Genomic DNA, 24,801 nt, shown 5'->3' with positions numbered 1-24,801 from the left:
GGCCGAGCGGATCAGCGGCGCGACGTCCGCCGACACGGATCCGCGGAGACGGAGCCCGTCCGGATGACCCCTGGTCAGACTCCGGCGATCCGCTCGTCCGCCGCGCGGCGCGCCCACTCCTCCGCCGCGGCCAGCGACTCGCGGGTCAGCACGCCGTCGACGCTGTGCGCGTCGACCACCGCCTCCACCGTCTCGAGGATGGCGAGGTAGCCGATCCGCCCGGCGTGGAACGCCTGCACGGCCTGCTCGTTCGCCGCGTTGAACACGGCCGGGTAGGAGGCGCCCGCCTCCCCGACGCGCTTCGCGAGACGGACCGAGGGGAACGCCTCCTCGTCCAGCGGCTCGAACGTCCAGGAGTGGGAGCGGGTCCAGTCGAGCGGGACGCCGACCCCGGCGACACGGTGCGGCCAGTCGAGGCCGAGCGAGATCGGGAGCCGCATGTCCGGCGGCGAGGCCTGGGCGATCGTCGAGCCGTCGACGTACTCGACCATCGAGTGGATCACCGACTGCGGGTGCACGGTGACGTCGATCCGGTCGTAGGGGACGTCGAAGAGCAGGTGCGCCTCGATCACCTCGAGCCCCTTGTTGACCAGGGTGGAGGAGTTGGTCGTGACGACCAGGCCCATGTCCCAGGTCGGGTGCGCGAGCGCCTGCGCCGGGGTGACGTCGCGGAGGGAGGCGCGGTCGCGTCCCCGGAACGGCCCGCCGGACGCGGTCAGCACGAGGCGGCGGACCTCGCGGTGCTCGCCCGCGAGGAGGGCCTGGGCGATCGCGGAGTGCTCGGAGTCGACCGGCACGATCTGGCCGGGACCGGCGAGCGAGGTGACGAGCTCGCCGCCGACGATCAGCGACTCCTTGTTGGCGAGGGCGAGCGTCCTGCCCTCCTCGAGCGCCGCGAGCGTCGGGCCGAGCCCCACCGAGCCGGTGATCCCGTTCAGCACGACGTCCGCGTCGACCGAGCGGATCAGCTGCTCGGCCTCCTCCGCGCCGAACGCCGTGTGCTCGACGCCGAACGCGGACGCCTGCTCGGCGACCGCCGCCCGGTTCGAGCCGGCGGCGAGGCCGACGACCTCGAACCGCTCGCGGTTCGCGCCGATGACGTCGAGAGCCTGCGTGCCGATGGACCCGGTCGAGCCGAGGATCATGACCCTGCGCATCCGCCCATCCTGGCACGGAGCACCCAGCGCCTCCCGGTCAGCTGATGGCGAGGATGTCGACCACGAAGACGAGGGTGTCGGTCCCGCTGATCCCCGCGTTCTGGTTGCCCTGGTCGCCGTAGCCCTTCGACGGCGGGATGGTGACCAGCACCTGCGAGCCGACGGTCTGGCCGACGACGGCCTCCTTGAAGCCCTCGATCACGTCGCCGGTGCCGAAGGCGGCGGGAGCGGGCTTCCCCCAGCTCTGGTCGAACACCTCGCCGGTGCCCCAGACCAAGCCCTGGTACTGCACGATCAGCTGGTCGCCGTCGGCCACGGTCGCGCCGCTCCCCTTCTTGAGGACGGCGAGCTGCAGGTCGGCGGGCGGGTCGGTCGCGGGGATGGTGACGGTGGGCGCCCCGTCCTCGGCGAGCGCCACCGTCGGCAGGCCGTCGACCGGGGGCTGCGGCTCGCCGTCGGCGGCGGTCGGCACGATCTGCTCGACGTCGATCACCATGACGATCGAGTCGGTCGCGGCGATGCCGAACTGGCTCTGCCCGGCGTCGCCGAACGCGTCGGCCGGGGGAACGACGGCGACGACGCGCGAGCCGACGGTCGCGCAGTTGACGGCCTTCACGAGGCCGGCGAGGTACTGGTCGGTGTCGACCTCGAAGGCCGCGCGGCCACCGGACGCGTAGCTGCTCGCCGAGAACTCGGCACCGCTCGTCCCGTTGTAGAGCGTGTAGTCGACCAGCACGGTGTCGCCCTCGGCGACCTCCTCGCCGGTGCCCTCGATCGCGACGGAGCGCTCGGTGGCGTCCACGCTGACCGGGCTGGGGAACACGGTGACCGGCTTGGTGGCGAAGTCGCCGCTGGTCTGCACCGCGGCGGTCGCCTCGCCCTCGGTCGCGCAGCCGAGCGGGGTGGCGGAGGCGGACGGCGCTGCATCCGGCTCCCCGGGGGTGCAGGCCGCCAGGCTCAGGGAGGCGCCGAGGACGGCGAGGATCGCGAGGGTTCTGCGCACAGGGGCACCTTTCGTGACCGGCGGCGGCCGGTGGACGTTCGGGGATCGCCTCCATCCTGCACGGCGCGCCTCGCAACGCGCTGGGTGCGGGTCCTCGAACGGTCCCAGGCCTACCATCGGGGCATGCGTGAATTCTCGGTCCCCCAGTCCCGAGAGCTCGTCACCGAGCTCCCCGGCCCGCGCTCCGTCGCCCTCCAGGAGCGCCGCGTCGCCAGCGTCTCCCGCGGCGCCGGGACGCTCGCGAACATCTACATGGACCACGCGTCGGGCGCGGTCCTGGTCGACGTCGACGGCAACCGCCTGATCGACCTCGGCTGCGGCATCGGAGTGACCACCATCGGTCACGCGCACCCCGCGGTCGCCGCGGCGGCCGCCGCGCAGGCCGAGAAGCTGACGCACACCCTCTTCACCGTCACTCCGTACGAGAACTACGTCCGGGTCGCCGAGAAGCTCGCCGAGATCACCCCCGGGGACTTCGAGAAGCACTCGATCCTGGTCAACTCCGGCGCGGAGGCGGTCGAGAACGCCGTCAAGATCGCGCGGAAGTTCACCGGCCGCCGCGCCATCGCGACGCTCGACCACGCCTTCCACGGCCGCACCAACCTCACGATGGCGATGACCTACCGCCCCTGGCCGGAGCGCGCGGGCATGGGCCCCTTCCCGGGAGAGATCTACAGCCTCCCGATCAGCTACCCGTTCCGCGACCCCGAGGGCATGACGGGCGAGGAGGCGGCCGAGCGCACCATCGACTACATCACCACCCACATCGGCGCGCAGGAGCTGGCCGCGCTCTTCGTCGAGCCGATCCAGGGCGACGGCGGCATCATCATCCCGGCGCCGAGCTACTTCCGCCGCCTGTCCGAGTTCTGCACCGAGAACGGCATCGTCTTCGTCGCGGACGAGATCCAGGCCGGCATCGCCCGCACCGGCACCTGGTACTCCATCGAGCACCACGGCGTGGTCCCGGACCTCATCACGACGGCCAAGGGCATCGCCGGCGGCTTCCCGCTCGCCGCCGTCACCGGCCGCGCCGAGATCATGGACGCCGTGCAGCCCGGCGGCATCGGCGGCACGTTCGGCGGCAACCCCGTCTCCACCGCCGCGGCGCTCGCGACGTTCGAGGCGATCGAGTCCGAAGGCCTGCTGGAGGAGGCGCAGCGGGTCGAGCGCCTGCTGCAGGCGCGGATCGGCGACTGGGCCGAGCGCTTCGCGGTCGTGGGCGAGGTCCGCGGCAAGGGCGCGATGTGGGGCGTCGAGCTCGTCCACCCGGGCACGAAGAAGCAGTACCCGGAGGCGCTCACCGCGATCCTGAAGCACGCCACCACGAACGGCGTGATCGTCCTCGACGCGGGCAGCTGGGACAGCGTGCTGCGGATCATGCCGAGCGTGGTCATCAGCGAGGAGCTCATCGACGACGCCGCGACGGTCATCGAGGAGGCGCTCGCCCAGTTCGGCTGATCCGCCGCATGACCGGAGCGGCATGGACGCCCCGGTAGCTTCGTCGGAATGCGGATCGACGACGACCACGAGAGGCCGACTCCCCCGGGGATCGGCCTCTCCGCGCGTCTGGCGCGCCTGTCCATCGGCGGCGTCGGCCGGCTGGTCTACCGGCCGATCGTGGAGGGGCGCGACAACGTCCCGGCCGAGGGACGCGTGATCCTGGCGGCCAACCACCTCTCGTTCATCGACTCCCCGGTGCTGACGCTGCTCGCCCCGCGGCCGGTGCAGTTCCTGGCCAAGTCGGACTACTTCACGGGGACCGGCGTGCGGGGCGCCCTCTCGCGCGCGTTCTTCACGAGCGTCGGAGCCGTCGCGGTCGAGCGCGGCGCCGGCCAGGCCGCTCAGGAGGCGCTGGACCTCGGACGGGCGATCCTCGAGCGGGACGAGGCGTTCGCCGTCTACCCCGAGGGCACCCGCTCCCGCGACGGGCGCCTCTACAAGGGCCGCACCGGAGTGGCATGGCTCGCCCTCACCACGGGCGCGCCGGTGGTCCCCGTCGGCATGATCGGCACGCAGGAGCTCCAGCCGGTGGGCACGAGGGTGCCGCGCCTGCACCGGATCACGGTCCGCTTCGGGGCTCCGCTGGACCTCTCGCGGCACGGCTCCGCCGACTCCGGCCGCGCCCGACGCCACGCCACCGACGAGGTGATGGCGGCCGTCCACGCGCTCTCCGGGCAGGAGCTCGCCGGTGCGTACAACGAGTCGCCGCCGACGACCACGGTCGAGCGCATCCGCCGGGCGCTCCCGCACGAGCGCCGCTGAGCCTCAGCGCGCGGACGCCTCCGGCTCGTGGGCGACGGGGAAGTTCACGGAGTTGGCGATGAAGCAGAGCCGGGAGGCCTCGGCGTGCAGCGTCTGGGCGATCGCCACCATCGACTCCTCGGCGACAGTGACGCGGGGCCGGAGGGTCACCGAGGTGAAGCGGCCGCTCTCCCCCTCCTGCAGCATCGAGCCCACCGCGTCGTCCGTGTAGCCGGTGACGACGACTCCGTTCTTGACCGCCACGTGCAGGTAGGAGAGGAGGTGGCACTGCGCGAGCGCCGCGAGGAGCAGCTGCTCCGGGTTCCAGCGGTCGGCGTCGCCCCGGAAGGGCGTGTCGGCCGAGGCGAGGATGGGCGCCGGGCCCTCCGCCGTGACGGTCAGCTGGCGCCCGTACTCGCGGTAGCCGCTCGTGCCGGTGCCCCGGTCGCCCTCCCAGACGACGGACACCGCGTACTCGTGCTCGGACTTCATCGGGCTCCTCCTCGACGGCGGTGGATCAGGCCGGTCGCGCCGGTCTGGACCCCTGGACGCGGAACCCCCGCGGGTAGACTCCGAGGACCATGACAGACACGCTCGCCCCCCAGGTTCCCACGTCCGCAGTCCCCCAGGAGCGGCGCGTCGCGACCGAGATCCCCGGGCCGCGATCCCGGGCCCTGCACGAGCGCCGCCTCGCCGTCGTGCCCACCGGCGTCGGCACAGCGCTCCCCGTCTACATCGACCGCGCGCACGGCGCGATCCTGGTCGACGTCGACGGCAACAGCTTCATCGACCTCGGCGCCGGCATCGGCGTGACGACGATCGGGCACACCGACGACTCCGTCGTCGCGGCCGCCGCGGAGCAGCTCGCGCGCCTCACGCACACCCTCTTCACCGTCACTCCGTACGAGCCCTACATCCGCGTCGCGGAGCTGCTGGCCCAGCACACCCCCGGCGACTTCGCCAAGAAGACCGTCCTGGTCAACTCCGGTGCCGAGGCGGTCGAGAACGCCGTCAAGATCGCGCGCAAGCACACCGGCCGCCCCGGCGTCGCGGTGCTCGACCACGCGTACCACGGACGCACGAACCTCACGATGGCCATGAACTTCAAGGCGCTGCCCTACGGCCTGGGCTTCGGACCCTTCGCCAGCGACGTCCACCGTGCGCCGAGCTCGTACCCGTACCACGACGGCCTGTCGGGAGCCGAGGCCGCCCAGCGCGCGATCTCGTACCTCGAGAAGACCGTCGGCGCGTCCGCCCTGGCCTGCCTCGTCGCCGAGCCCATCCAGGGCGAGGGCGGCTTCATGGTCCCCGCCGACGGCTTCCTCCCGGCACTGCAGGAGTGGTGCACGGCCAACGGCATCGTCTTCGTCGCCGACGAGATCCAGTCGGGCATGGCCCGCACCGGCGCCTGGTTCGCCAGCGAGCACCTCGGCCTCGTCCCCGACCTCGTCCTCTCGGCCAAGGGCATCGCCGGCGGCCTGCCGCTCGCGGGCGTGACGGGCCGCGCCGAGATCATGGACTCGGCGCAGGCCGGCGGACTGGGCGGCACCTTCGGCGGGAACCCCGTCGCCGCCGCCGCCGCCGTCGCGGTCTTCGAGCGCATCGAGCGCGAGGGCCTCCTCGCCGAGGCCGATCGGATCGGCGCACGCCTGGGCGCGGCGCTTCGAGGCCTGCAGGAGCGCTACGACATCATCGGCGACGTCCGCGGCATCGGCGCGATGATGGCGATGGAGCTCGTGCAGCCCGGCACCGCCGGCACCACGAAGGAGCCGAACGCCGTCGCGGTCCAGGCGATCATCGACTACGCCGCCCAGCACGGGGTCCTCGTGCTGAGCGCCGGCACCTACGGCAACGTGGTCCGCTTCCTGCCGAGCCTCGCCCTCACCGACGAGCTGCTCGACGACGCCGTGTCGGTCATCGCCGACGCGTTCGCCACCCTCTAGGCGCGATCCTCCGAAGGCCACCGCGGGCGCCGAGGCGCTCCCCGGTGGCCTTCGGCGTCTCCGGGAACGCGGGACCGGTCCACGCATCGGGCAGGATGGGGGGATGCCAGCAGGAACCTTCACCGTCGCCGAGTCCGTCGAGCTGGCCGTCGTCGAGCGATCCGGGTTCGTCGAGTCGCGCCACGCCGGCTCCGCCGTCCTCCTCGACTCCGAGGGCCGCGTCGCCCGCAGCCTCGGCACCCCGACGGCTCCCGTCTTCCCCCGCTCCTGCCTCAAGCCGTTCCAGGCCCTCGCGGTGATGACCGCCGGAGTCGAGCTGAACGGCGCGGAGGCGGTCATCGCCACCGCGAGCCACGCCGGCATCCCCCAGCACGTGGCGCTGGTGCAGAACCTGCTCTTCCGCGCCGGCCTGGACCACACCGCCCTGCAGTGCCCGGCCGACTGGCCCGGCGACTCCGGGACCCGCGCTCAGCTGCTGCGGGCGGGCGCGACTCCGGACCCGCTCTACATGAACTGCTCGGGCAAGCACGCGGCGATGCTGCTGGCCTGCGTGCAGAACGGCTGGAGCACCGAGGACTACCTCGAGCGGACGCACCCGCTGCAGCAGCACATCGTCGACACGATCGAGCGCCTCACCGGCGAGCGCGTCGTGGCCTCGGGGATCGACGGCTGCGGAGCTCCCGTGCACGCCCTTCCTCTGACCGCGCTGGCGAAGGGCGTCTCACGGATCGTGTCCTCCTCCCCCGCCTCACCGTTCGGCCTCTACCGCCAGGCCGGCGTCCTCACGGCCGCGATCCTCGAGAACGCGTGGGCGATCGACGGCCCGGGCCGGGACAACACCGTCGTGATCGAGCGCCTGGGCCTGGTCGCCAAGCTCGGCGCCGAGGGCGTGCTCGTGATGGCCTCGCCCGACGGCACCACCGTCGCCCTGAAGATCCTCGACGGGAGCCTGCGCGCCGCGACCGTGGTCGCGCTGAAGCTCCTGGTCGAGGCGGACGCGGTGGACCGGACCGCGGCGAACGACGTGCTGGTGCGGCTGAACCCGGTCGTGTCGGGCGGCGGGCGCCCGGTCGGCGCGATCCGCGCCTCCTACGTCTGACCGCACGTCCCGGCACGCCCTGAGCTACTGCTCGCGCGCGAGGCGCTTCGCCCGGGCCGCCGCGGAGACCTGCGTGATCACCACCACGAGGATCGCCAGGACGAACACCGCCGATGCGATGACGTTCGCCTCCGCCGGGATGCCGCGCGCCGCCGCGATGTAGATGTACTTCGGGAACGTGGTGACCGATCCGGAGTTGAAGTTCGTGATGATGAAGTCGTCGAAGCTCAGCGCGAACGAGAGCAGCGCCGCGGCGAGGATGCCGGGCAGCAGCAGCGGGAAGGTGATCCGCCAGAAGACCTGGTTCGGCGACGCGTAGAGGTCGCGTCCCGCCTCCTCCAGCTTCGGGTCCAGGCTCGCCACCCGCGCCTTCACGGTGACCACGACGAAGCTGATGCAGAACATCGTGTGCGCCAGCACGATCGTGACCAGCCCCTTCTCGGCGCCCACGCTGAGGAACTGCGCGGCGAGGCCGGCTCCGAGCACCACCTCCGGAGTCGCCATGGGGAGGAACAGCAGCAGGCTGATCGCCGACCGGAACCGGAAGCGGAACCGCACGAGCGCGATGGCGATCATGGTGCCGAGCGCAGTGGCCAGCACGGTGGCGATCACACCGACCAGCAGGCTGTTCCCGAAGGCGGTCATCACCTCCTCGCTGGTCCAGGCCGACACCCACTTGTCGAGGGTGAACCCGCGCCAGGCGAGGTTGCTCTTCCCCGAGTCGTTGAAGGAGAAGACGAAGGTGTACCCGATAGGGATGAGCAGGAAGAGCAGCGCCAGCGCCGTGTAGACGCCGAGCCCGAGGCCGCGGAAGCGGCGGCGGCCCCGGACCGGGGCGGGGGGCGGCGCGCCGAGCGCCTCCTGGGCGCTCGCGAGCGGACGGTCGGCCGTCGCGGTCACAGGAGGTCCTCCGTTCCACTGCGCTTCACGTAGAAGCCGACGATGACCAGGATCACGGCCATCAGCACGATCGAGAGCGCGGCTGCCGCCGGGTAGTTCTCGAGCGTGAGGAAGTTCGCCTCGATCGCGTTGCCCACCATCGAGGTCTGCGACGAGCCGAGGAAGTCCCGGCTCGCGTTGATGTAGTCGCCCGCCGCCGGGATGAACGTCAGCAGCGTGCCGGAGACGATGCCCGGCATCGACAGGGGGACGGTCACGCTCCAGAACACGGAGGCGGGGTGCGCGTAGAGATCCGACCCTGCCTCCAGGAAGCGCACGTCGAGGCGCTCGAGCGTCGTGTACAGCGGCAGCGTCATGAACGGGATGAAGTTGTAGGTGATGCCGAAGATCACGGCGATCGGCGTCCCCGTGAGGTGGCCGGCGCTCGGCAGGACCGCCACGGCCTTGAGCGCCTGCACGAGCGGGCTCTCGTCCGCGAGGATCTGCTTCCACGCCAGCGTCCGGAGCAGGAAGCTGATGAAGAAGGGCGCGATCACCAGCGTCAGGAGCAGGTTCTGCAGCAGCGGCCAGGGCCGCGCCTTCACTCCGATGAAGTAGGCCAGCGGGTAGCTGATCACCAGCGCGAGCACCGTCGCGATCAGCGCGTAGCCGAAGGAGCGGAGCACGTGCGGCCAGTAGTCGCCCATCACCACGAGGTAGTTCTGCCAGGCGAAGCCGGGGGCGTACTCGCCGATGTCCCCGTCCGGCACCTCGGCCTGGAAGGACGTGAGCACGAGCGAGATGAGCGGCGCCAGGAAGAACAGCAGCATGTAGGCGATGCCCGGCAGCAGCAGGACCAGCGCGATCGTCGACCGCCGGCGGACCGGAGCGTCCTGAGGATCCGCCTGCCCCGTGGCGAAGGCGGCGAAGGCCATGCCTACGCTCCCCCGCTGCGACCGGCCAGGAGCCCCCGGCGCTGCACGGCGATGGCGCTGGTGGAGTCGTCCGCCTCGAAGCGCGGGACCGAGCCCGGTTCGTCCGCGAGTCCGAAGCCGTGCTCGGTGCTGAAGCCGACCCACACCTCCGCTCCCTCGCCGACGACCGGCCCGAAGACCATGTTCTGCGCGAAGACGACCACCGGGCCCAGGCCCGGCATCCGGATCGTGTACTGGGTGCTGACCCCGCTGAAGGAGACGTCGACCACGCGACCGGGCCCGAGCACGTTCCGGCCGGAGTCCGCCGGCGGCTCCTGCGTCAGCAGCAGGAGCTTCTCGGGGCGGACGCCGACCGTGATCTCCCCGCTCGTGCGGGCGCAGCGGGCGACGGGCACGACGATCCGGTGCCCGCCCGCGTCGACGGTGAGTGCGCGGTCGGTGCTGCCGACCACCTCGCCCGTGAAGAGGTTGGACTGGCCGAGGAAGTTCGCGACGAACGCGGTGCGCGGGAGCTCGTAGAGCTCCTCCGGCGCGCCCATCTGCTCGATCCTGCCCTTGTTCATCACCGCGACGGTGTCGGCCATCGTCATGGCCTCCTCCTGGTCGTGCGTGACGTGGAGGAAGGTGAGGCCCACCTCCTCCTGGATCGACTTGAGCTCCAGCTGCATCTGTCGGCGGAGCTTGAGGTCGAGGGCGCCGAGCGGCTCGTCGAGGAGGAGCAGGGCGGGCCGGTTGACGAGGGCGCGCGCGAGGGCGACCCGCTGCTGCTGACCACCGGAGAGCTGCGCGGGGCGGCGCTGGGCGAGGTGGTCGAGCTCGACCAGGCGGAGCGCCTCGTGCGCCTTGCCGACGGGGTCGGCGATCCTCCGCCGCTTCAGGCCGAAGGCGACGTTCTCGAGGATCGACATGTGCGGGAACAGCGCGTACGACTGGAACACGGTGTTGACGGGCCGCTGGTACGTCTTCGTCTCGGTGACGTCCCGCCCGCCGATGAGGATCCGGCCGGCGGAGGGCTCCTCGAGCCCGGCGACCAGGCGCAGCGTCGTCGTCTTGCCGCAGCCCGAGGGGCCCAGCAGGGCGAAGAAGGAGCCCGCCGGGATGGTGAGGTCCAGGGAGTCGATGGCCGTGAAGCCCGGGTACTGCTTGCTGATCCCGACCAGCTGGAGGTCGGCGCCGCTCTCGGCGAAGGTCCCGATCGCCATCAGATGCCCAGGAGCACCTTCTGGAACTCGGCCTGGTACTCCTTCTCCTCTGCGGCGGTCAGGGTCCGGAACACGTGCGCCTGCGCGAGCGTGTCCTCGTCGGGGAAGATCAGCTGGTTCTCGGCCAGCTCCGGATCGATGCTCTCCATGACGTCCTTCGCTCCATCCACGGGGGTGATGTAGTTGACCCAGGCGGCCACCTCGGCGGCGACCTCGGGCTCGTAGTAGTAGTTCATCAGGGCCTCGGCGTTGGCCTTGCGCTCGGAGCCCATCGGGACCACGAAGGTGTCGTTCCAGAGCGCGCCGCCCGAGTCGGGGAAGGCGAACTCCCACTTGTCGCCGGCCTCGGCGTTGATCAGGGTGATGTCGCCGGACCAGCAGATCGCCGCGAGGGTGTCCTCGTTCTGCAGGTCGTTGAGGTACGCGTTCCCCTTGATGTTGCGGATCTGTCCGGCGTCGACCTGCTCGCGGAAGACGTCGATCGCGTTCATGTACTCGTCGTCGCCCCAGGAGCCGGCGATGTCCGTCCCCTGAGCGAGCATGATGAGCCCGATCGTGTCGCGCATCTCGCTCAGCACGCCGACGCGGCCGCGGAGCGACGGATCCCACAGCTCCTCGATGCTCGAGAGGCCCTTCGGCAGCTTCTCCTTGTTCCAGCAGATGCCCGAGAACCCCGCCTGGTACGGGAGGGAGAGCCGGCGGCCCGGATCGAAGTCGGGGTTCGCCAGCGAGGGGGTGAGGTTGGCGATGTTCGGGATGTTCGCGTGGTCGAGCTCCTGCACGTAGCCGCGGCGGACCAGGCGCGAGACCATCCACTCCGTCAGGCAGACCGTGTCGGCGCCGATGTACTGCCCGAGCGCGAGCTGGTCCTTCACCTTGCCGTAGTAGGAGTTGTTGTCGTCGACGGCGACGTTGTAGGTCACCGCGATGCCCGTCTGCTCCTCGAAGCCCTGGAGCGTGGGGTAGTTCCCGTCGTCGTCCTCGTCCATGTAGGCGGGCCAGTTGTCCCACACCAGGCGCGGGTCGCCGGCCGATCCGTCGGCGGCGGCGGTCGGAGCGGCACGGGTCTGCGGGGCGCAGGCGGCCAGGGCGAGGGCACCCGCTCCGAGGCCGATCCCGCCGAGGACCGCCCGACGCGAGAGGACCGCCCGGCGCTCGCGCTCGTGCGAGCGTGCCGCGGCGACGGCCCGGCGGAGGACGGGATCCCTCGGGAGGGGACGGGTCATGGCGGGGGCTCCTGACTGCGTCGGGGCTCGTGCCTCGGGGGCCGAACGTGGGGAAATACTGGCACAGCGCTCATCCGCCTGTCACGGCGAACGGAGGAGAACGCTCATCCGGAAACATGATCGTCACGAATTCCGCACCCGGAGGCCGTGTCGACCGCCGATTCGGTCCCCGGAGGCCGTGCCGTCAGCGGGTGAGGGGCGGGCGTCCCGAGCCGCCGGCGGACCCGTCGACGCGCTCGACCGCCATCTCGACGGAGGAGAGCAGGATCCGGCTGCCGAGCTTCGCGCGGTAGCGGCGGCCGGCCTCGAGCGGGAGTGGCGCCTGGGTCGGCGCGACCAGCACGGACCCGTTGGCCGACCAGCGGTCCCTGACCCAGAGCCCGCCCTCGTCGAAGCCGAACTCGAGGTGGGTCTTGGAGAGGGATCGCGACGGATCCGGGATCGCGAGGATGTGCCGGAACGTCTCGTTGGGGTCCGGGAGCGGCTGGCGTCCGATCAGGCCGTTGCCGGTCACGATCGCGTGCTGCCCGGTCGCGAAGCTGAGGCGCACGAGCCCCTGCGAGGGCGGCGCCATCGGAGCGCCGGGGGCGGGACGCCGGTGCCGGCCGGGGGCCAGGCCCGGCAGCCAGGCACGGCGGGACGGATCGAGGACCGTCGTGTCGCCGGAGGACGAGGGGCGGGACGCACCCGTCGTGGCATGCGCCGCCACCGACGAACCGCACTCGCCGCAGAGGATCGCCCCGGGAGCGAGGTTGGAGCCACACGTGCTGCAGATCACCGAGAACGCCCTTCCGCTCACCATCGTACCCAGCGCCGGCGCGGGGAGCCCCGAGCCGGCCGAACCCGACGCGAACCGGCAGGCGCAGGACCGTCGTACGGCCGTTCGGCGCGTGCGGGCGGTCCGGCGGCACCGCCACCGCGGCCGTCCCGTGCCGGAGCGCTGCTCGTCAGACCGGTGCGCCGGCCTCCTCGTCGCCGGTGACCGCGAGGACGTCGACGACGATCACGGTGACGTTGTCGCGCCCGCCGTTGTCCAGCGCGGCGTCGACCAGGGCGTCGGCCGCCTCCTGAGCGGAGCCGGTGCCGCTGAGCAGGTGGCCGACGCCGGCATCGGTCAGCTCCTTCGTGAGTCCGTCCGAGCAGATCAGCAGACGCGATCCGGCGAGGACGGGCACGAGCCGGTAGTCGGGGACGGGCGCCTCGTGGAAGCCGACCGCGCGGGTGATCACGTTGCTGTGCGGATGCACGTCGGCCTCGTCGCGGGAGATCAGGCCCGCGTCGACCAGCTCCTGGACGATGGAGTGGTCCACGGTGAGCTGCACGAGGGTCCCGGCGACGCTCAGGTACACGCGCGAGTCGCCGATGTTGAAGACGGACCAGTAGGGCTCTCCCCCGACCACCGTGAGCGCGATCCCGGTGACCGTGGTCCCGGTGCCGACGTCGGCCGTGTGCGACTGCCGGGCGATGTCCCCGACCGCCTCCCGAAGCGCCCGGTCGATCTCCTCCGCTCCGACGGTCGCGCCGAGCGCCGCGGTGGACAGGCGCGACACGACCGCGTCGCTGGCGACCTCTCCTGCCGCGTGCCCGCCCATCCCGTCGGCGACAGCGAAGAGCGGGCTCTTGGCGAGGTAGCTGTCCTCGTTCGCGCTGCGCACGTGGCCGGTCTCGGTGCGCGCGGCCCAGCCGAGGGTCACTTCGGCCGAGGGCGCGTCGGAGCTCCAGGCGGAGACGGGGACGGTGACGGACGCGCGGCTGCGGCCGATCTGCGTCATCGCTGCTCCTCGCATCCCCGTGGCCCGCGCCCGTCCGGTCCGACGGCCCGTGACCGCCGGCTCCAGGGGTGCCCTGCCGCCCCCCGATGGTAGTCGCTGACAGCCCTCCGCCGAGCCGGCCGCCATCGCCGTCGCCCGACGTCCGTCGCGCAGACGGGACCACGCTCCGACCACCGGATCCGATGCCGGAGCGAGCTCCGACGTGCGGATCCACTTGCCCGGGCCCCCGTGGACTGCCAGAATCGCCACATGGCCCCGTCTCGCCCACCCTCTCAGCGTCCTGTCCAGCTCGACGAGGTGTCGAAGGCGATCATCGAGCAGCTGCAGGCCGACGGTCGGCGCTCGTACGCCGAGATCGGCAAGGCCGTGGGCCTGAGCGAGGCGGCCGTCCGGCAGCGGGTGCAGAAGCTCACCGAGTCGGGCGTCATGCAGATCGTCGCGGTGACGGATCCGATGCAGCTCGGCTTCTACCGCCAGGCGATGATCGGTGTGCGCGTCACCGGCGACACCCGCGACGTCGCGGACCGGCTCGCCTCCATCCCCGCCGTCGACTACGTCGTGCTGACGGCCGGCTCCTTCGACATCCTCGCCGAGGTCGTGTGCGAGAACGACGACGATCTGATCGCCCTGCTCAACCAGGAGATCCGGTCGCTTCCCGGCGTGCTCTCGACCGAGACCTTCGTCTATCTGAAGCTCCACAAGCAGTTCTACAACTGGGGAACGCGGTAAAAGATGACCACCGAGACAGCCTTCTCGACCTCCGGCCTCGAGTCGGGCGATCCCGTCCGCGGGACCGACGCGCCAGGGGGGATGGACGACGCCTCCCTGCAGAAGAAGGCGAAGGACCACCTCTGGATGCACTTCACCCGTCAGTCGACGATGGACTCGGGCGCGGGCGTGCCGATCATCACGCGCGGCGAGGGACACCACATCTGGGACAGCACCGGGCGCAAGTACTTCGACGGCCTGTCCGGCCTCTTCGTCGTCAATGCGGGACACGGGCGGCGCCGACTGGCGGAGGCCGCGGCGAAGCAGGCGTCCGAGCTCTCCTTCTTCCCGCTCTGGTCCTACGCGACCCCCTCGGCGATCGAGCTGGCCGACCGGCTCGCCGACCACGCGCCGGGCGACCTCAACCGGGTCTTCTTCTCGACCGGCGGCGGCGAGGCTGTGGAGACGGCCTTCAAGCTCGCCAAGCACTACTGGAAGCTGCAGGGCAAGCCGGGCAAGCACAAGGTCGTCTCGCGCTCGGTCGCGTATCACGGCACTCCCCAGGGAGCGCTCGCGATCACGGGCATCCCCGGGATGAAGTCGATGTTCGAGCCGCTGGTGCCGGGCGGCTTCCGCGTCCCCAACACCAACTTCTACCGGGCTCCCGAGCACGGCGACGACCTGGAGGCGTTCGGCCTGTGGGCGGCGAACCGCATCGAGGAGATGATCGAGTTCGAGGGGCCGGACACGGTGGCCGCCGTGTTCCTGGAGCCCGTGCAGAACTCGGGCGGCTGCTTCCCGCCCCCTCCCGGGTACTTCCAGAGGGTCCGCGAGATCTGCGACAAGCACGACGTGCTGCTGGTGTCCGATGAGGTGATCTGCGCGTTCGGCCGCATCGGGCACATGTTCGCCTGCGACGAGTACGGCTACGTGCCGGACATGATCACCTGCGCGAAGGGGATGACCAGCGGCTACTCCCCCATCGGCGCGACGATCGTCAGCGATCGGATCTACGAGCCCTTCCGCCACGGTCAGGTCGTCTTCCCGCACGGCTACACCTTCGGCGGCCACCCCGTCTCGGCCGCGGTCGCGCTCGAGAACCTCGACATCTTCGAGGAGGAGGGCCTGAACGAGCGCGTGCGCGAGAACTCGCCCGTCTTCCGGTCCACGCTCGAGAAGCTGCTCGACCTGCCGATCGTCGGCGACGTCCGGGGCGACGGCTACTTCTTCGGCATCGAGCTGGTGAAGGACAAGGCGACGAAGGAGACGTTCGACGAGGACGAGTCGGAGCGGCTGCTGCGCGGATTCCTCTCGAAGGGGCTCTTCGACGCGGGGCTGTACTGCCGGGCGGACGACCGCGGCGATCCCGTCGTCCAGCTCGCGCCGCCGCTCACCATCGGCCCGCGCGAGTTCGACGAGATCGAGCAGATCCTCCGGAGCGTTCTCACCGAGGCCTGGTCGCGGCTCTAGCGACCTCACGCGGCGCGCTCCCGCCGATCGGCGGCGAGTGCGGCCGCGACCCGGCGCGCACCTGCGTGGTGCGGATCGAGAGCGACGGCCTCGTCGGCGAGCCGTCCGGCCTCGTCGGCACGGCCCTCACCGGCCAGGATCCGCGCGAGGAGGACGAGCACTCCGGCTCGCTCGCTCGCGGGTGCGACGACGGCGGCACGGCGGAGCAGCGGGGCGAGCGCTCCCGCCGCGCCGGGGTCACCGCTCCGCGCCGACCGCAGCACGCGGTCCGCACCGCGGCTGCGCTGCACGGCCACGACGAGCGCAGCCAGGCCCGCAGGCCGGACCTCGGGATCGGGACCGGTGAGAGCTCGCCGGACGAGGTCGTCGACGCCGTGCAACAGCACGTCGGGCAGTTCGGCCCGCGGGTGGCGGTCGAGGAGACGGTCGACCGCGGCGGCCACCGCTCGCGGGTCGTCCCGGTCGCCGGCCTCGAGCCCGTCGTCGCGGCCGGACGACGGGAGCACGGCGACGCGGAGGGCGAGGCCGGGGAGCCGGCGCGCACGCTCCTCGAGGGCGGCGACGAGTCCCTCGCACGACTCCGGACCCGCCTCGCCGGGATGCACCAGCGCGAGTGCTCGCTGCACCCGCCCGAACCGGCCGAGCGCACCGAGGCTGGCCCGCGCGATCAGGGACGGATCCGCCCCCGACAGCTCGAAGCGGAGCGAGCCGCTCGGCGCTCCGGCCCGGAACGGGACGAGCACGAGGCTCGCCTCGGCCGCACCCCGCTGGGATCCGTGAGCGGCGTGGAACAGGGCGGCGTCGTCGGGTGAGGCCGGGACACGCGAGGCGGGAGCGGGGTGGAGGAAGATCGCTGAGGAGGTCATGCTGCGATCCTGCCGACCCTCGCACCCGCCGGGAGCGACGGCCCTCGGGATCATCGGAAGGATCTCGAGATCGCCGCCTGTGGAGGGAGAGGTCCCATCGACACCGAATCGCCGGCGCACGGATGGCGCCCTCCGGCCCCCAGGAATCCCTCCACAGGGACCGATCGGCCGAGTTCTGCACCGGTGTCCGATTCCCGCCGGTCGGTGGGGAGTCCCGCGGATACTCTCGACGCATGAGAACGACTCCCCTTCACGTCCGACGGACGACGAGCCCCCTCGGCCGCATCGAGGTGGGCAGCGACGGCGATGCGATCGTCTCGCTCGCCATCGAGCAGGCCGGTCTGCTCCCGCACGAGCACCTCCCGGAGTCGGACCTCCCGGTGCTCCTGCGGGCCGTCGAGCAGCTGGACGAGTACTTCGACGGGACCCGCCGCTCTTTCGATCTGCCGGTCGCTCTGCGCGGCACGCCCTTCCAGCTCGAGATCTGGCAGCGGCTCCTGGCTCTGGGCTTCGGGGAGATCACCTCCTACGGCGCACTGGGCACGGCCGCCGGTCGCCCCCGAGCGGGCCGGCCCATCGGCGGAGCGGTCGGTGCGAACCCGGTGCCGATCATCGTGGGCTGCCACCGCGTCCTCGCGAGCGACGGACGGATCACCGGCTTCAGCGCGGGCGAGGGCGTCGCCACGAAAGCCTGGCTTCTCGATCACGAGGGGATCCCCCACCGATGAGCACGGCCGACGGACTCGTCGAGGGAGAGGACGGCCTGGTCCGCTGCGCCTGGAGCGGCGCGGATCCGGAGTACCGCCGCTACCACGACGAGGAATGGGGCACCCCGCTGCACGGAGATCGCCTGCTGTTCGAGAAGATCTCCCTCGAGGCGTTCCAGTCCGGCCTCTCCTGGATCACGATCCTCCGCAAGCGGCCGAGGTTCCGCGAGGCCTTCGACGGCTTCGATCCGGCCCGGGTCGCCCGGTACGACGACACCGATGTCGAGCGGCTGATGGAGGACAGCGGCATCATCCGGAACCGCGCGAAGATCATCGCCACCCGGGACAACGCCCGGGCCGTGCTCGCGCTCCTCGAGCAGAGAGGCGAGGGCGCGCTCGACGAGCTCGTGTGGTCCTTCCACGATCCGGACGTCGAGGACCGGGAGGTCCGAGCCGCCGACGTCCCTGCGACGACGCCCGGGTCGACGGCGCTCGCGCGAGCGCTGAAGGCCGCTGGGCTCCGCTTCGTCGGACCGACCACCGCGTACGCGCTGATGCAGTCGGCCGGAGTCGTCGACGACCACCTCACCGGCTGCTGGCGCCGACGCTGACGCCTACGACTCCGGCACGACGAGGTCGAGCTCTCCCGTGTGCCGGTTCTCGGCGAGCAGGAACCCGCGCCCGGCCGCCCACGCCGAGAGCTCGCCGAGCGACTCCGTCGCCACCCGGTCCTCCGCCAGCGCCCTGACGAAGCGTCCCTTGCCCTGCTTGTTGAAGTGGTTCAGCGACCGGAGGACGCCGTCGGCCCCGCGCGAGCGGACGCGGACGAAGAACCGCCCCTCGCCCGCAGGGACCGGTCCGAGCGCCGCGTACGCCTCGCTCCGCAGATCGAGGACGAGCCCGTCGAGCGCGCTCAGCACCCGCCCGGCCTCCGCCGCCCACCACCGCTTGAGCGGTCTGCCCGGCACACGGGAGTCGTGGGACAGACGGTATGCAGGGATCAGGTCGAGGGCGCGGATCGGCCCCCAGAGCGCGGACTGCACGATCGCCGTCCGACCGAGCACCTCCCGTGCACCGGAATCGAGGCTGCGCGCGTCGAGCGCATCGAAGAGCACCCCGTCGAAGCGGTCGACCGCGGGGAGGCCTGCCGCGGTCGCGAGCCCCGCGTTGCGATCGATCTCGCCGAGCTGACGCGGACCGAGCTTCAGCGCCCGGGCAGAGAGCTCGGGGTCCCCGGCCAGCGCGATCAGCGCCTCCGCCAGCTCGCGCCGCTTCGCGTGGAGCTCGGGGAAGGCGAGCGACTCGAGCACGAACGGCTCGTCGCCGCCGTCGCGCTTCGTCTCGGACGGTGGCAGCAGGACGTGCACAGGACTCCTTCGGAGAAGAGGGACGGGCGGCACGACGAAGGGGCCGGACGATCGCGATGATCGTCCGGCCCCTCCGTGCCGCGGTGAGCGGCGGTGTACTAGACCAGCGATGCCTGACGGGCGACCACGGTCACCACGTCGTTCTCGACGGACAGGAAGCCGTCGTCGGCCTGCGCGGTGAGACGCGTGCCGTCCAGGGCCGTGACGCGCACCTCGCCGGTGGCGAGGATCGCGAGCATCGGCTCGTGGCCGGCGAGGATGCCGATCTCGCCCTCGACCGTGCGAGCCGTGAGCTGCTTCGCCTCTCCGGACCACACCTCGGCGTTCGCGGACACGACGCTGACCTTCAGGGTCCCGGCCATGATCAGCCGTTCTCCTTCTGGATCTGGGTCCACTTCTCCTCGACGTCCGAGATCGAGCCGACGTTGAAGAACGCCTGCTCGGCCACGTGGTCGAACTCGCCCTTGGTGATCGCGTCGAACGACTCGATCGTGTCCTTCAGCGGGACGGTCGATCCCTCGACACCGGTGAACTTCTTCGCCATGTAGGTGTTCTGCGAGAGGAACTGCTGGATCCGGCGCGCACGCGACACCGTGATCTTGTCCTCCTCCGACAGCTCGTCGACACCGAGGATCGCGATGATCTCCTGCAGCTCCTTGTTCTTCTGCAGGATCTGCTTCACGTTCGTCGCCACGCGGTAGTGGTCGGCGCCCAGGTAGCGGGGGTCGAGGATTCGCGAGGTGGACGTGAGCGGGTCGACGGCCGGGTAGAGGCCCTTCGACGCGATCTCACGGGAGAGCTCGGTGGTCGCGTCGAGGTGGGCGAAGGTGGTCGCCGGCGCCGGGTCGGTGTAGTCGTCGGCGGGGACGTAGATCGCCTGCAGCGAGGTGATCGAGTGTCCGCGCGTCGAGGTGATGCGCTCCTGGAGCACACCCATCTCGTCGGCGAGGTTCGGCTGGTAGCCCACCGCGGAGGGCATGCGGCCCAGCAGGGTCGACACCTCCGAGCCGGCCTGCGTGAAGCGGAAGATGTTGTCGATGAAGAGCAGCACGTCCTGCTTCTGCACATCGCGGAAGTACTCCGCCATGGTCAGGGCCGACAGGGCGACGCGCAGACGCGTTCCCGGGGGCTCGTCCATCTGGCCGAAGACGAGAGCGGTCTTGTCGAAGACGCCCGCCTCCTCCATCTCGGCGATGAGGTCGTTGCCCTCACGGGTACGCTCGCCGACGCCGGCGAACACGGACACTCCACCGTGGTCCTGCGCGACGCGCTGGATCATCTCCTGGATGAGGACGGTCTTGCCGACGCCCGCGCCGCCGAACAGGCCGATCTTGCCGCCCTGCACGTACGGAGTGAGCAGGTCGATGACCTTGATGCCGGTCTCGAACAGCTCGGTCTTGGACTCGAGCTGGTCGAACTGCGGGGGCTTGCGGTGGATGGGCCAGCGCTCGGTGATCTCGAACGACTCGCCGTTGATCTTCCCGTCGGCGTCGGCGTTGAGCACCTCGCCGATCACGTTGAAGACCTTGCCCTTGGTCACGTCGCCGACCGGGACCGAGATCGGCAGGCCGGTGTCGTGGACCTCCTGGCCGCGGACGAGTCCGTCGGTGGGGTTCAGGGAGATGGCCCGGACGAGGTCGTCGCCCAGGTGCTGCGCGACCTCGAAGGTCAGCTTGCTCGAGACGCCCTCGACCTCGACGTGCGTGTAGAGCGCGTTGTAGACCTCGGGGATCGCGTCGTGGGGGAACTCGATGTCAACGACGGGGCCGGTGACGCGGGCGATGCGGCCGATGGCCCCGCCCGACGTCCCGGTCGCCGCCTCAGGTGCGGTCAGTGTCATTGCTACTTCCTTCTGTGGTCTCACCGCTCCCGGAGGGCGGAGTCGAAACTGTGTGGAGCGGAGCCCTCTTACTTGGAGGAGGACAGGGCGTCGGCGCCGCCGACGATCTCGGCGATCTGCTGCGTGATCTCGGTCTGGCGGGCGTTGTTGGCGAGACGGGTGTAGGTCTTGATCAGCGTGTCCGCGTTGTCGCTCGCCGACTTCATGGCCTTCTGGCGTGCCGCGTGCTCCGAGGCCGCCGACTGCAGCATCGCGTTGAAGATGCGGCTCTCGACGTACACGGGCAGGAGGCGGTCGAGGACCGTCTCGGGGTCGGGCTCGAACTCGTAGAGCGGGTACAGCTCGCTGTTCTGCTCCTCGGCGCCCTCGACGACCTCGAGCGGCAGCAGCCGGACGACGGTCGGCTGCTGGGTGACCATGCTGACGAAGCGGTTGTAGACGAGGTGGATCTCGTCCACGCCGCCCTCCTCGTCATCGAGGTTGTACGACTCGACGACCGCGTCCGCGATCTCCTTCGCCGTCTCGAACACGGGCTGGTCGGTGCCGCCCGTCCAGACGCGGACGCTGGCCCGCTTCCGGAACGAGAAGTACGCGTTCGCCTTGCGGCCGACCAGGTAGAAGACGACCTCCTTGCCCTCGCTGCGCAGCAGCGCGGCCAGCTCCTCGGCCTCCTTGAGCACGCTCGAGGAGAACGCGCCGGCGAGGCCGCGGTCGGAGGTGAAGATCACGATCGCGGCCGTGTCCAGCTTCTCGCGCTCGGTCGTGAGCGGGTGCTCCACGTTCGAGTAGGTCGCGACAGCGGACACGGCGCGCGTGATCGCGTTCGAGTACGGCGCCGCGGCAGCGACGCGGTTCTGCGCCTTCTGGATGCGCGAGGCCGAGATCAGCTCCATGGCCCGAGTGATCTTCTTGGTCGTCTGGGCCGAGCGGATCTTCGACCGGTAGACCCGGAGTTGCGCTCCCATGTGTCTCCTGTTGTCCTAAAAGTGGCGAATCGACGGGGTGCCGCTGGTCAGCGACGGCCCTTGACGATCTTCTCCTGGCCGACCTCGTCGGCCGCGATGGCCTGGTGCTCCTCGCGCCCGACCGAGGCGAGCGGCTTGCCCTCACCGGTCTGGAACTCCAGCTTGAAGCCGTCGACGGCACGGTTGAGCTCGGCGACGGTGTCGTCGGAGAGCACGTTGGTGTCGCGGAGGGTGTTCAGCACCTGGGTGTTGCGGCCCAGGTAGTCCAGGAGCTCGCGCTCGAAGCGCAGCACGTCGGGGACCGGAACCTCGTCGAGCTTGCCGTTCGTTCCGGCCCAGATCGAGACGACCTGCTCCTCGACGGGGTACGGCGAGTACTGCGGCTGCTTGAGCAGCTCGGTGAGGCGGGCGCCGCGGGCGAGCTGACGGCGCGAGGCGGCGTCGAGGTCGGAGGCGAACATCGCGAAGGCCTCGAGCGAGCGGTACTGCGCCAGCTCGAGCTTCAGCGTGCCGGAGACCCTCTTGATCGACTTGACCTGCGCGTCGCCGCCGACCCGCGAGACCGAGATGCCCACGTCGACCGCGGGACGCTGGTTGGCGTTGAAGAGGTCGGACTGGAGGAAGATCTGGCCGTCGGTGATCGAGATCACATTGGTCGGGATGTAGGCCGAGACGTCGTTCGCCTTGGTCTCGATGATCGGGAGACCGGTCATCGAGCCGGCGCCGAGCTCGTCGGACAGCTTCGCGCAGCGCTCCAGCAGACGGGAGTGCAGGTAGAAGACGTCACCCGGGTACGCCTCGCGTCCCGGCGGGCGGCGCAGGAGGAGCGACACGGCGCGGTAGGCCTCGGCCTGCTTCGACAGGTCGTCGAAGATGATCAGGACGTGCTTGCCGCCGTACATCCAGTGCTGGCCGATGGCCGAGCCGGTGTAGGGGGCGAGGTACTTGAAGCCGGCGGGGTCGGAGGCGGGGGACGCGACGATGGTCGTGTACTCCATCGCTCCGGCGTCCTCGAGCGCGCCCTTCACCGAGGCGATGGTCGAGCCCTTCTGGCCGATGGCGACGTAGATGCAGCGGACCTGCTTGTTCGTGTCGCCCGACTCCCAGTTGGCCTTCTGGTTGATGATCGTGTCGATCGCGATGGCCGTCTTGCCGGTCTGGCGGTCGCCGATGATGAGCTGGCGCTGGCCGCGGCCGACCGGGATCATCGCGTCGATGGCCTTGATGCCGGTCTGCAGCGGCTCGTGGACCGACTTGCGCGACATGACGCCGGGAGCCTGGAGCTCGAGGGCGCGGCGGCCCTCGGAGGCGATCTCGCCGAGTCCGTCGATCGGGTTGCCGAGCGGGTCGACGACGCGGCCGAGGTAGCCGTCGCCGACGGGGACCGAGAGGACCTCGCCGGTGCGGGTGACCTCCATGCCCTCCTCGATGCCGGAGAACTCGCCGAGGACGACGACGCCGATCTCGTTCTCGTCGAGGTTCTGGGCCAGGCCCAGGACACCGTTGGAGAAGCGGATGAGCTCGTTGGCCATGACGCCGGGGAGGCCCTCGACGTGGGCGATGCCGTCGGCGGCGTCGATGACGTAGCCGACCTCGGTGGTGGAGGCCTTGCCCGGCTCGTACGACGAGACGAAGTCCTTCAGCGCGTCGCGGATCTCATCCGGGCTGATGGTGATATCTGCCATGGGAATTCCTATTCGTTGGGTCCGTGCGAGCCGAAGAGGTCGTCGGGGCCTGACCTGGATGGTGCGGGGGTCGAGGGCAGTGCCCTCTGAGGATACGTGCGCCCGTCAGGACGCGAGCTGGAGCTTCAGGTCGGACAGCCGTGCGGAGACGGTTCCGTCGATGACCTCGTCGCCGACGTGCAGGCGCATCCCGCCCAGGAGGGAGGGATCGACCACGACGTTGACGGAGACCGGTCGGCTGTACTGGCGCGTGAGCGCCGAGCGGAGCCGGTCGAGCTGCTCGGGGGCGATCGGTGCGGCGACCGAGACCGTGGCGAGGATGAACCCGCCCTGGTCGGCGACCACGCCTGCTGCGAAGCGGACGAGCTCCGGGATGCGGCGACCTCGCGGGTGCGCGATCAGCTGCCGGAGAATCGCCAGCGTCTCGGCCGCGGCCTTGCCCTCGAGGAGGCGCTGCACGAGCGCGACCTTCGAGTCGGCGGCGGCGAGCTTGCTGCCGAGCGCGAGCTCGAGCTGGGCGTCGGAGGCGACGACCTCGCCGAAGGAGTGGAGCTCCTTCTCGAGGTTGACGCCCTCCGGAGCGGACGACGCGATCGCGCGGACCCCGACCTCCTCGACCCCGGCGACCATGTCGCTCGGGCTCGACCAGCGGTGGCCGACGATCACGGTGAGCAGGCGCTTGGCCGGCTCGCCGAAGGGACCGAACACGCGGGCGACGAGAGCCTGCTTGCTGCTCGAGTCGGCGCTCGGGTCGGCGAGGGCCGCGCGCAGCTGCGCCTGGCCGTCGATGACCCGTGCGGCCTCGAAGAGCTGCTGGGCCGTGTCGAGGGACGCCTGACCGGCGAGGGCGGAGAGCTCCGCCTTCGCCGATGCGAGTGCCTGCCTGGACGCGCTGCCCATCAGTTGTTCGCCTTCTCCGAGGCCTCGAGGTCGGCGAGGAAGCGGTCCACGATCGCGGACGCCTTCGCGTCGTCGTTGAGGCTCTCGCCGATCACGCCGGAGGCGAGGTCGATGGCGAGGGTTCCGACTTCGGAGCGGAGCGAGACCACGGCGGCCTGACGGTCCGCCTCGATCTGGGCGTGCGCGTTGTGGAGGATGCGCTCGGCCTCGACCTGCGCCTGCTCCTTCTTCGCCGCCACGATCGCGTTGCCGTCGGCGTTCGCCTTCTCACGGATCACTCCGGCCTCGGCGCGGGCCTCGGCCAGCTGGGCGGTGTACTTCTCGAGGGCGGCCTCGGCCTGTCGCTGGGCCTCGTCGGCCTTCGCGATGTTCCCCTCGATCGCGGCGGAGCGCGCGTCGAGCATCTTCTGCAGGCGCGGCAGGACCAGCCTCCAGAAGAAGAACAGCAGGATGAGGAAGATCACCCCCGACCAGAAGAAGTCGTAGAACTCCGGGATCAGAATGACCGCGGGGACGTCACCTTCTTCCGCAGCGATGTTCACAGCGGTGCTGAACACGACTACGCCGCGAAGATGAAGTAGGTGGCGAGGCCGATGAGCGCGAGCACCTCGGTGAACGCGATGCCGAGGAACATCGTGGTCTGGAGGCGGCCGGCCATCTCGGGCTGGCGCGCCATGGCCTCGACGGTCTTGCCCGCGACGATGCCGACACCGATGCCGGGGCCGATCGCTGCGAGGCCGTAACCGACCGTCGCGATGTTGCCGGTGAGTTCGGCGAGAACGGTGACTGAGTCCACGAGTGGGTCCTTTCAGTGGGGTGATCGTGAGAACGGGCGG

Annotated in this window: 26 protein-coding genes; 8 read left to right on the top strand and 18 right to left on the bottom strand. The window is 70.9% G+C overall.

Translation table 11 applies throughout. From position 1 onward, the window contains the following. Window positions 1-74: 74 nt before the first annotated feature. A complete protein-coding gene (locus tag C5C53_RS04945) occupies window positions 75-1,157 on the bottom strand; it encodes a 1-deoxy-D-xylulose-5-phosphate reductoisomerase (RefSeq protein ID WP_104266975.1) in 1,083 nt (360 codons plus the stop codon). A gap of 37 nt (window positions 1,158-1,194) precedes the next feature. Continuing rightward, entirely contained in the window at window positions 1,195-2,160 is a 966-nt protein-coding gene (locus tag C5C53_RS04940) for an FKBP-type peptidyl-prolyl cis-trans isomerase (protein WP_181127715.1), read from the bottom strand. A 123-nt stretch (window positions 2,161-2,283) separates the two neighbouring features. On the opposite strand from C5C53_RS04940, the gene C5C53_RS04935 reads away from it, so the two are divergent. Next, the gene (locus C5C53_RS04935; protein ID WP_104266973.1) at window positions 2,284-3,618 is read left to right on the top strand and encodes an aminotransferase class III-fold pyridoxal phosphate-dependent enzyme; all 1,335 of its coding nucleotides are present in this window, start codon (window positions 2,284-2,286) and stop codon (window positions 3,616-3,618) included. Between the two features lie 48 nt (window positions 3,619-3,666). Then, window positions 3,667-4,422 (top strand): 1-acyl-sn-glycerol-3-phosphate acyltransferase, encoded by a 756-nt coding sequence (locus tag C5C53_RS04930; RefSeq protein WP_104223042.1) that lies wholly within the window; start codon window positions 3,667-3,669, stop codon window positions 4,420-4,422. Between the two features lie 3 nt (window positions 4,423-4,425). Here the strand turns inward: C5C53_RS04930 and C5C53_RS04925 are convergent, their stop codons facing one another. Continuing rightward, window positions 4,426-4,893 carry an OsmC family protein gene (locus C5C53_RS04925; RefSeq protein WP_104223041.1) on the bottom strand — a complete coding sequence of 156 codons (468 nt, stop codon included), beginning with the start codon at window positions 4,891-4,893 and terminating at the stop codon, window positions 4,426-4,428. Between the two features lie 89 nt (window positions 4,894-4,982). Between C5C53_RS04925 and gabT the strand changes: the two genes are divergently transcribed. Both gabT and C5C53_RS04915 read left to right on the top strand, forming a co-directional pair. Further along, window positions 4,983-6,344 (top strand): 4-aminobutyrate--2-oxoglutarate transaminase, encoded by a 1,362-nt coding sequence (gabT, locus tag C5C53_RS04920; RefSeq protein ID WP_104223040.1) that lies wholly within the window; start codon window positions 4,983-4,985, stop codon window positions 6,342-6,344. A gap of 103 nt (window positions 6,345-6,447) precedes the next feature. Then, window positions 6,448-7,443 carry an asparaginase gene (locus tag C5C53_RS04915; RefSeq protein ID WP_104223039.1) on the top strand — a complete coding sequence of 332 codons (996 nt, stop codon included), beginning with the start codon at window positions 6,448-6,450 and terminating at the stop codon, window positions 7,441-7,443. A 24-nt stretch (window positions 7,444-7,467) separates the two neighbouring features. On the opposite strand, the gene C5C53_RS04910 is transcribed toward C5C53_RS04915, so the two are convergent. The 6 genes from C5C53_RS04910 to C5C53_RS04885 all read right to left on the bottom strand — a co-directional run bounded on the left by C5C53_RS04910 (window position 7,468) and on the right by C5C53_RS04885 (window position 13,457). Then, window positions 7,468-8,223, bottom strand: coding sequence for an ABC transporter permease (locus C5C53_RS04910; protein ID WP_258060352.1), 756 nt, complete (start codon window positions 8,221-8,223; stop codon window positions 7,468-7,470). 116 nt (window positions 8,224-8,339) lie between these two features. Then, window positions 8,340-9,257: an ABC transporter permease gene (locus C5C53_RS04905; protein WP_104266971.1), complete on the bottom strand. Its 918-nt coding sequence runs from the start codon at window positions 9,255-9,257 to the stop codon at window positions 8,340-8,342. Between the two features lie 2 nt (window positions 9,258-9,259). Further along, a complete protein-coding gene (locus C5C53_RS04900; RefSeq protein WP_104223036.1) occupies window positions 9,260-10,459 on the bottom strand; it encodes an ABC transporter ATP-binding protein in 1,200 nt (399 codons plus the stop codon). Continuing rightward, a complete protein-coding gene (locus C5C53_RS04895; protein ID WP_104266970.1) occupies window positions 10,459-11,685 on the bottom strand; it encodes a PotD/PotF family extracellular solute-binding protein in 1,227 nt (408 codons plus the stop codon). Before C5C53_RS04895 ends, C5C53_RS04900 begins: the two co-directional genes overlap by 1 nt. Before the next feature lie 184 nt (window positions 11,686-11,869). Continuing rightward, window positions 11,870-12,394 (bottom strand): hypothetical protein, encoded by a 525-nt coding sequence (locus C5C53_RS04890; RefSeq protein WP_104223034.1) that lies wholly within the window; start codon window positions 12,392-12,394, stop codon window positions 11,870-11,872. 238 nt (window positions 12,395-12,632) lie between these two features. After that, a complete protein-coding gene (locus C5C53_RS04885) occupies window positions 12,633-13,457 on the bottom strand; it encodes a PP2C family serine/threonine-protein phosphatase (protein ID WP_104225583.1) in 825 nt (274 codons plus the stop codon). Between the two features lie 249 nt (window positions 13,458-13,706). On the opposite strand from C5C53_RS04885, the gene C5C53_RS04880 reads away from it, so the two are divergent. Both C5C53_RS04880 and C5C53_RS04875 read left to right on the top strand, forming a co-directional pair. Continuing rightward, on the top strand, window positions 13,707-14,186 hold the full coding sequence (locus C5C53_RS04880) for an Lrp/AsnC family transcriptional regulator (protein ID WP_104223032.1): 480 nt from the start codon (window positions 13,707-13,709) through the stop codon (window positions 14,184-14,186). An 81-nt stretch (window positions 14,187-14,267) separates the two neighbouring features. Continuing rightward, entirely contained in the window at window positions 14,268-15,635 is a 1,368-nt protein-coding gene (locus C5C53_RS04875; RefSeq protein ID WP_104267018.1) for an aspartate aminotransferase family protein, read from the top strand. 5 nt (window positions 15,636-15,640) lie between these two features. Here the strand turns inward: C5C53_RS04875 and C5C53_RS04870 are convergent, their stop codons facing one another. Beyond that, a complete protein-coding gene (locus tag C5C53_RS04870; protein WP_104266969.1) occupies window positions 15,641-16,501 on the bottom strand; it encodes a hypothetical protein in 861 nt (286 codons plus the stop codon). A gap of 233 nt (window positions 16,502-16,734) precedes the next feature. Here C5C53_RS04870 and C5C53_RS04865 point away from each other — a divergent pair, with 233 nt between their 5' ends. Both C5C53_RS04865 and C5C53_RS04860 read left to right on the top strand, forming a co-directional pair. Beyond that, entirely contained in the window at window positions 16,735-17,229 is a 495-nt protein-coding gene (locus tag C5C53_RS04865) for a methylated-DNA--[protein]-cysteine S-methyltransferase (protein WP_104266968.1), read from the top strand. Beyond that, the gene (locus C5C53_RS04860) at window positions 17,226-17,819 is read left to right on the top strand and encodes a DNA-3-methyladenine glycosylase I (RefSeq protein WP_104266967.1); all 594 of its coding nucleotides are present in this window, start codon (window positions 17,226-17,228) and stop codon (window positions 17,817-17,819) included. Before C5C53_RS04865 ends, C5C53_RS04860 begins: the two co-directional genes overlap by 4 nt. Before the next feature lie 3 nt (window positions 17,820-17,822). Here the strand turns inward: C5C53_RS04860 and C5C53_RS04855 are convergent, their stop codons facing one another. The 8 genes from C5C53_RS04855 to C5C53_RS04820 form a co-directional block, all read right to left on the bottom strand. Then, window positions 17,823-18,575 (bottom strand): YaaA family protein, encoded by a 753-nt coding sequence (locus tag C5C53_RS04855; RefSeq protein ID WP_104266966.1) that lies wholly within the window; start codon window positions 18,573-18,575, stop codon window positions 17,823-17,825. Between the two features lie 98 nt (window positions 18,576-18,673). Beyond that, complete coding sequence (locus C5C53_RS04850; protein ID WP_104223026.1) at window positions 18,674-18,937, bottom strand: F0F1 ATP synthase subunit epsilon; 264 nt, start codon at window positions 18,935-18,937, stop codon at window positions 18,674-18,676. A 2-nt stretch (window positions 18,938-18,939) separates the two neighbouring features. Beyond that, a complete protein-coding gene (gene atpD, locus C5C53_RS04845; protein WP_104223025.1) occupies window positions 18,940-20,415 on the bottom strand; it encodes a F0F1 ATP synthase subunit beta in 1,476 nt (491 codons plus the stop codon). Window positions 20,416-20,483: 68 nt separating this feature from the next. Beyond that, window positions 20,484-21,380: a F0F1 ATP synthase subunit gamma gene (locus C5C53_RS04840; protein ID WP_104223024.1), complete on the bottom strand. Its 897-nt coding sequence runs from the start codon at window positions 21,378-21,380 to the stop codon at window positions 20,484-20,486. Window positions 21,381-21,427: 47 nt separating this feature from the next. Further along, window positions 21,428-23,065 carry a F0F1 ATP synthase subunit alpha gene (gene atpA, locus C5C53_RS04835; protein ID WP_104266965.1) on the bottom strand — a complete coding sequence of 546 codons (1,638 nt, stop codon included), beginning with the start codon at window positions 23,063-23,065 and terminating at the stop codon, window positions 21,428-21,430. A gap of 105 nt (window positions 23,066-23,170) precedes the next feature. Continuing rightward, on the bottom strand, window positions 23,171-23,965 hold the full coding sequence (locus C5C53_RS04830; protein WP_104232703.1) for a F0F1 ATP synthase subunit delta: 795 nt from the start codon (window positions 23,963-23,965) through the stop codon (window positions 23,171-23,173). Continuing rightward, window positions 23,965-24,522, bottom strand: a complete 558-nt coding sequence (locus tag C5C53_RS04825) for a F0F1 ATP synthase subunit B (protein WP_244229449.1) — start codon at window positions 24,520-24,522, stop codon at window positions 23,965-23,967. The genes C5C53_RS04830 and C5C53_RS04825 overlap by 1 nt, the downstream gene beginning before the upstream one ends. A 2-nt stretch (window positions 24,523-24,524) precedes the next feature. After that, a complete protein-coding gene (locus C5C53_RS04820) occupies window positions 24,525-24,761 on the bottom strand; it encodes an ATP synthase F0 subunit C (protein WP_055794702.1) in 237 nt (78 codons plus the stop codon). Window positions 24,762-24,801: the final 40 nt, after the last annotated feature.

It is taken from the genome of Rathayibacter sp. AY1E3 (assembly GCF_002932235.1).
Lineage (GTDB): Bacteria > Actinomycetota > Actinomycetes > Actinomycetales > Microbacteriaceae > Rathayibacter.
This window is presented reverse-complemented; position numbering and strand designations above follow the sequence as displayed.

Bases quoted from the DNA above. Each gene is read 5' to 3' on its own strand.
- C5C53_RS04945 (WP_104266975.1), bottom strand. From the start codon at position 1,157: ATGCGCAGGGTCATGATCCTCGGCTCGACCGGGTCCATCGGCACGCAG.
- C5C53_RS04935 (WP_104266973.1), top strand. From the start codon at position 2,284: ATGCGTGAATTCTCGGTCCCCCAGTCCCGAGAGCTCGTCACCGAGCTC.
- C5C53_RS04930 (WP_104223042.1), top strand. From the start codon at position 3,667: ATGCGGATCGACGACGACCACGAGAGGCCGACTCCCCCGGGGATCGGC.
- C5C53_RS04925 (WP_104223041.1), bottom strand. From the start codon at position 4,893: ATGAAGTCCGAGCACGAGTACGCGGTGTCCGTCGTCTGGGAGGGCGAC.
- gabT (WP_104223040.1), top strand. From the start codon at position 4,983: ATGACAGACACGCTCGCCCCCCAGGTTCCCACGTCCGCAGTCCCCCAG.
- C5C53_RS04915 (WP_104223039.1), top strand. From the start codon at position 6,448: ATGCCAGCAGGAACCTTCACCGTCGCCGAGTCCGTCGAGCTGGCCGTC.
- C5C53_RS04905 (WP_104266971.1), bottom strand. From the start codon at position 9,257: ATGGCCTTCGCCGCCTTCGCCACGGGGCAGGCGGATCCTCAGGACGCT.
- C5C53_RS04900 (WP_104223036.1), bottom strand. From the start codon at position 10,459: ATGGCGATCGGGACCTTCGCCGAGAGCGGCGCCGACCTCCAGCTGGTC.
- C5C53_RS04895 (WP_104266970.1), bottom strand. From the start codon at position 11,685: ATGACCCGTCCCCTCCCGAGGGATCCCGTCCTCCGCCGGGCCGTCGCC.
- C5C53_RS04885 (WP_104225583.1), bottom strand. From the start codon at position 13,457: ATGACGCAGATCGGCCGCAGCCGCGCGTCCGTCACCGTCCCCGTCTCC.
- C5C53_RS04880 (WP_104223032.1), top strand. From the start codon at position 13,707: ATGGCCCCGTCTCGCCCACCCTCTCAGCGTCCTGTCCAGCTCGACGAG.
- C5C53_RS04875 (WP_104267018.1), top strand. From the start codon at position 14,268: ATGGACGACGCCTCCCTGCAGAAGAAGGCGAAGGACCACCTCTGGATG.
- C5C53_RS04870 (WP_104266969.1), bottom strand. From the start codon at position 16,501: ATGACCTCCTCAGCGATCTTCCTCCACCCCGCTCCCGCCTCGCGTGTC.
- C5C53_RS04865 (WP_104266968.1), top strand. From the start codon at position 16,735: ATGAGAACGACTCCCCTTCACGTCCGACGGACGACGAGCCCCCTCGGC.
- C5C53_RS04860 (WP_104266967.1), top strand. From the start codon at position 17,226: ATGAGCACGGCCGACGGACTCGTCGAGGGAGAGGACGGCCTGGTCCGC.
- C5C53_RS04850 (WP_104223026.1), bottom strand. From the start codon at position 18,937: ATGGCCGGGACCCTGAAGGTCAGCGTCGTGTCCGCGAACGCCGAGGTG.
- atpD (WP_104223025.1), bottom strand. From the start codon at position 20,415: ATGACACTGACCGCACCTGAGGCGGCGACCGGGACGTCGGGCGGGGCC.
- C5C53_RS04840 (WP_104223024.1), bottom strand. From the start codon at position 21,380: ATGGGAGCGCAACTCCGGGTCTACCGGTCGAAGATCCGCTCGGCCCAG.
- atpA (WP_104266965.1), bottom strand. From the start codon at position 23,065: ATGGCAGATATCACCATCAGCCCGGATGAGATCCGCGACGCGCTGAAG.
- C5C53_RS04830 (WP_104232703.1), bottom strand. From the start codon at position 23,965: ATGGGCAGCGCGTCCAGGCAGGCACTCGCATCGGCGAAGGCGGAGCTC.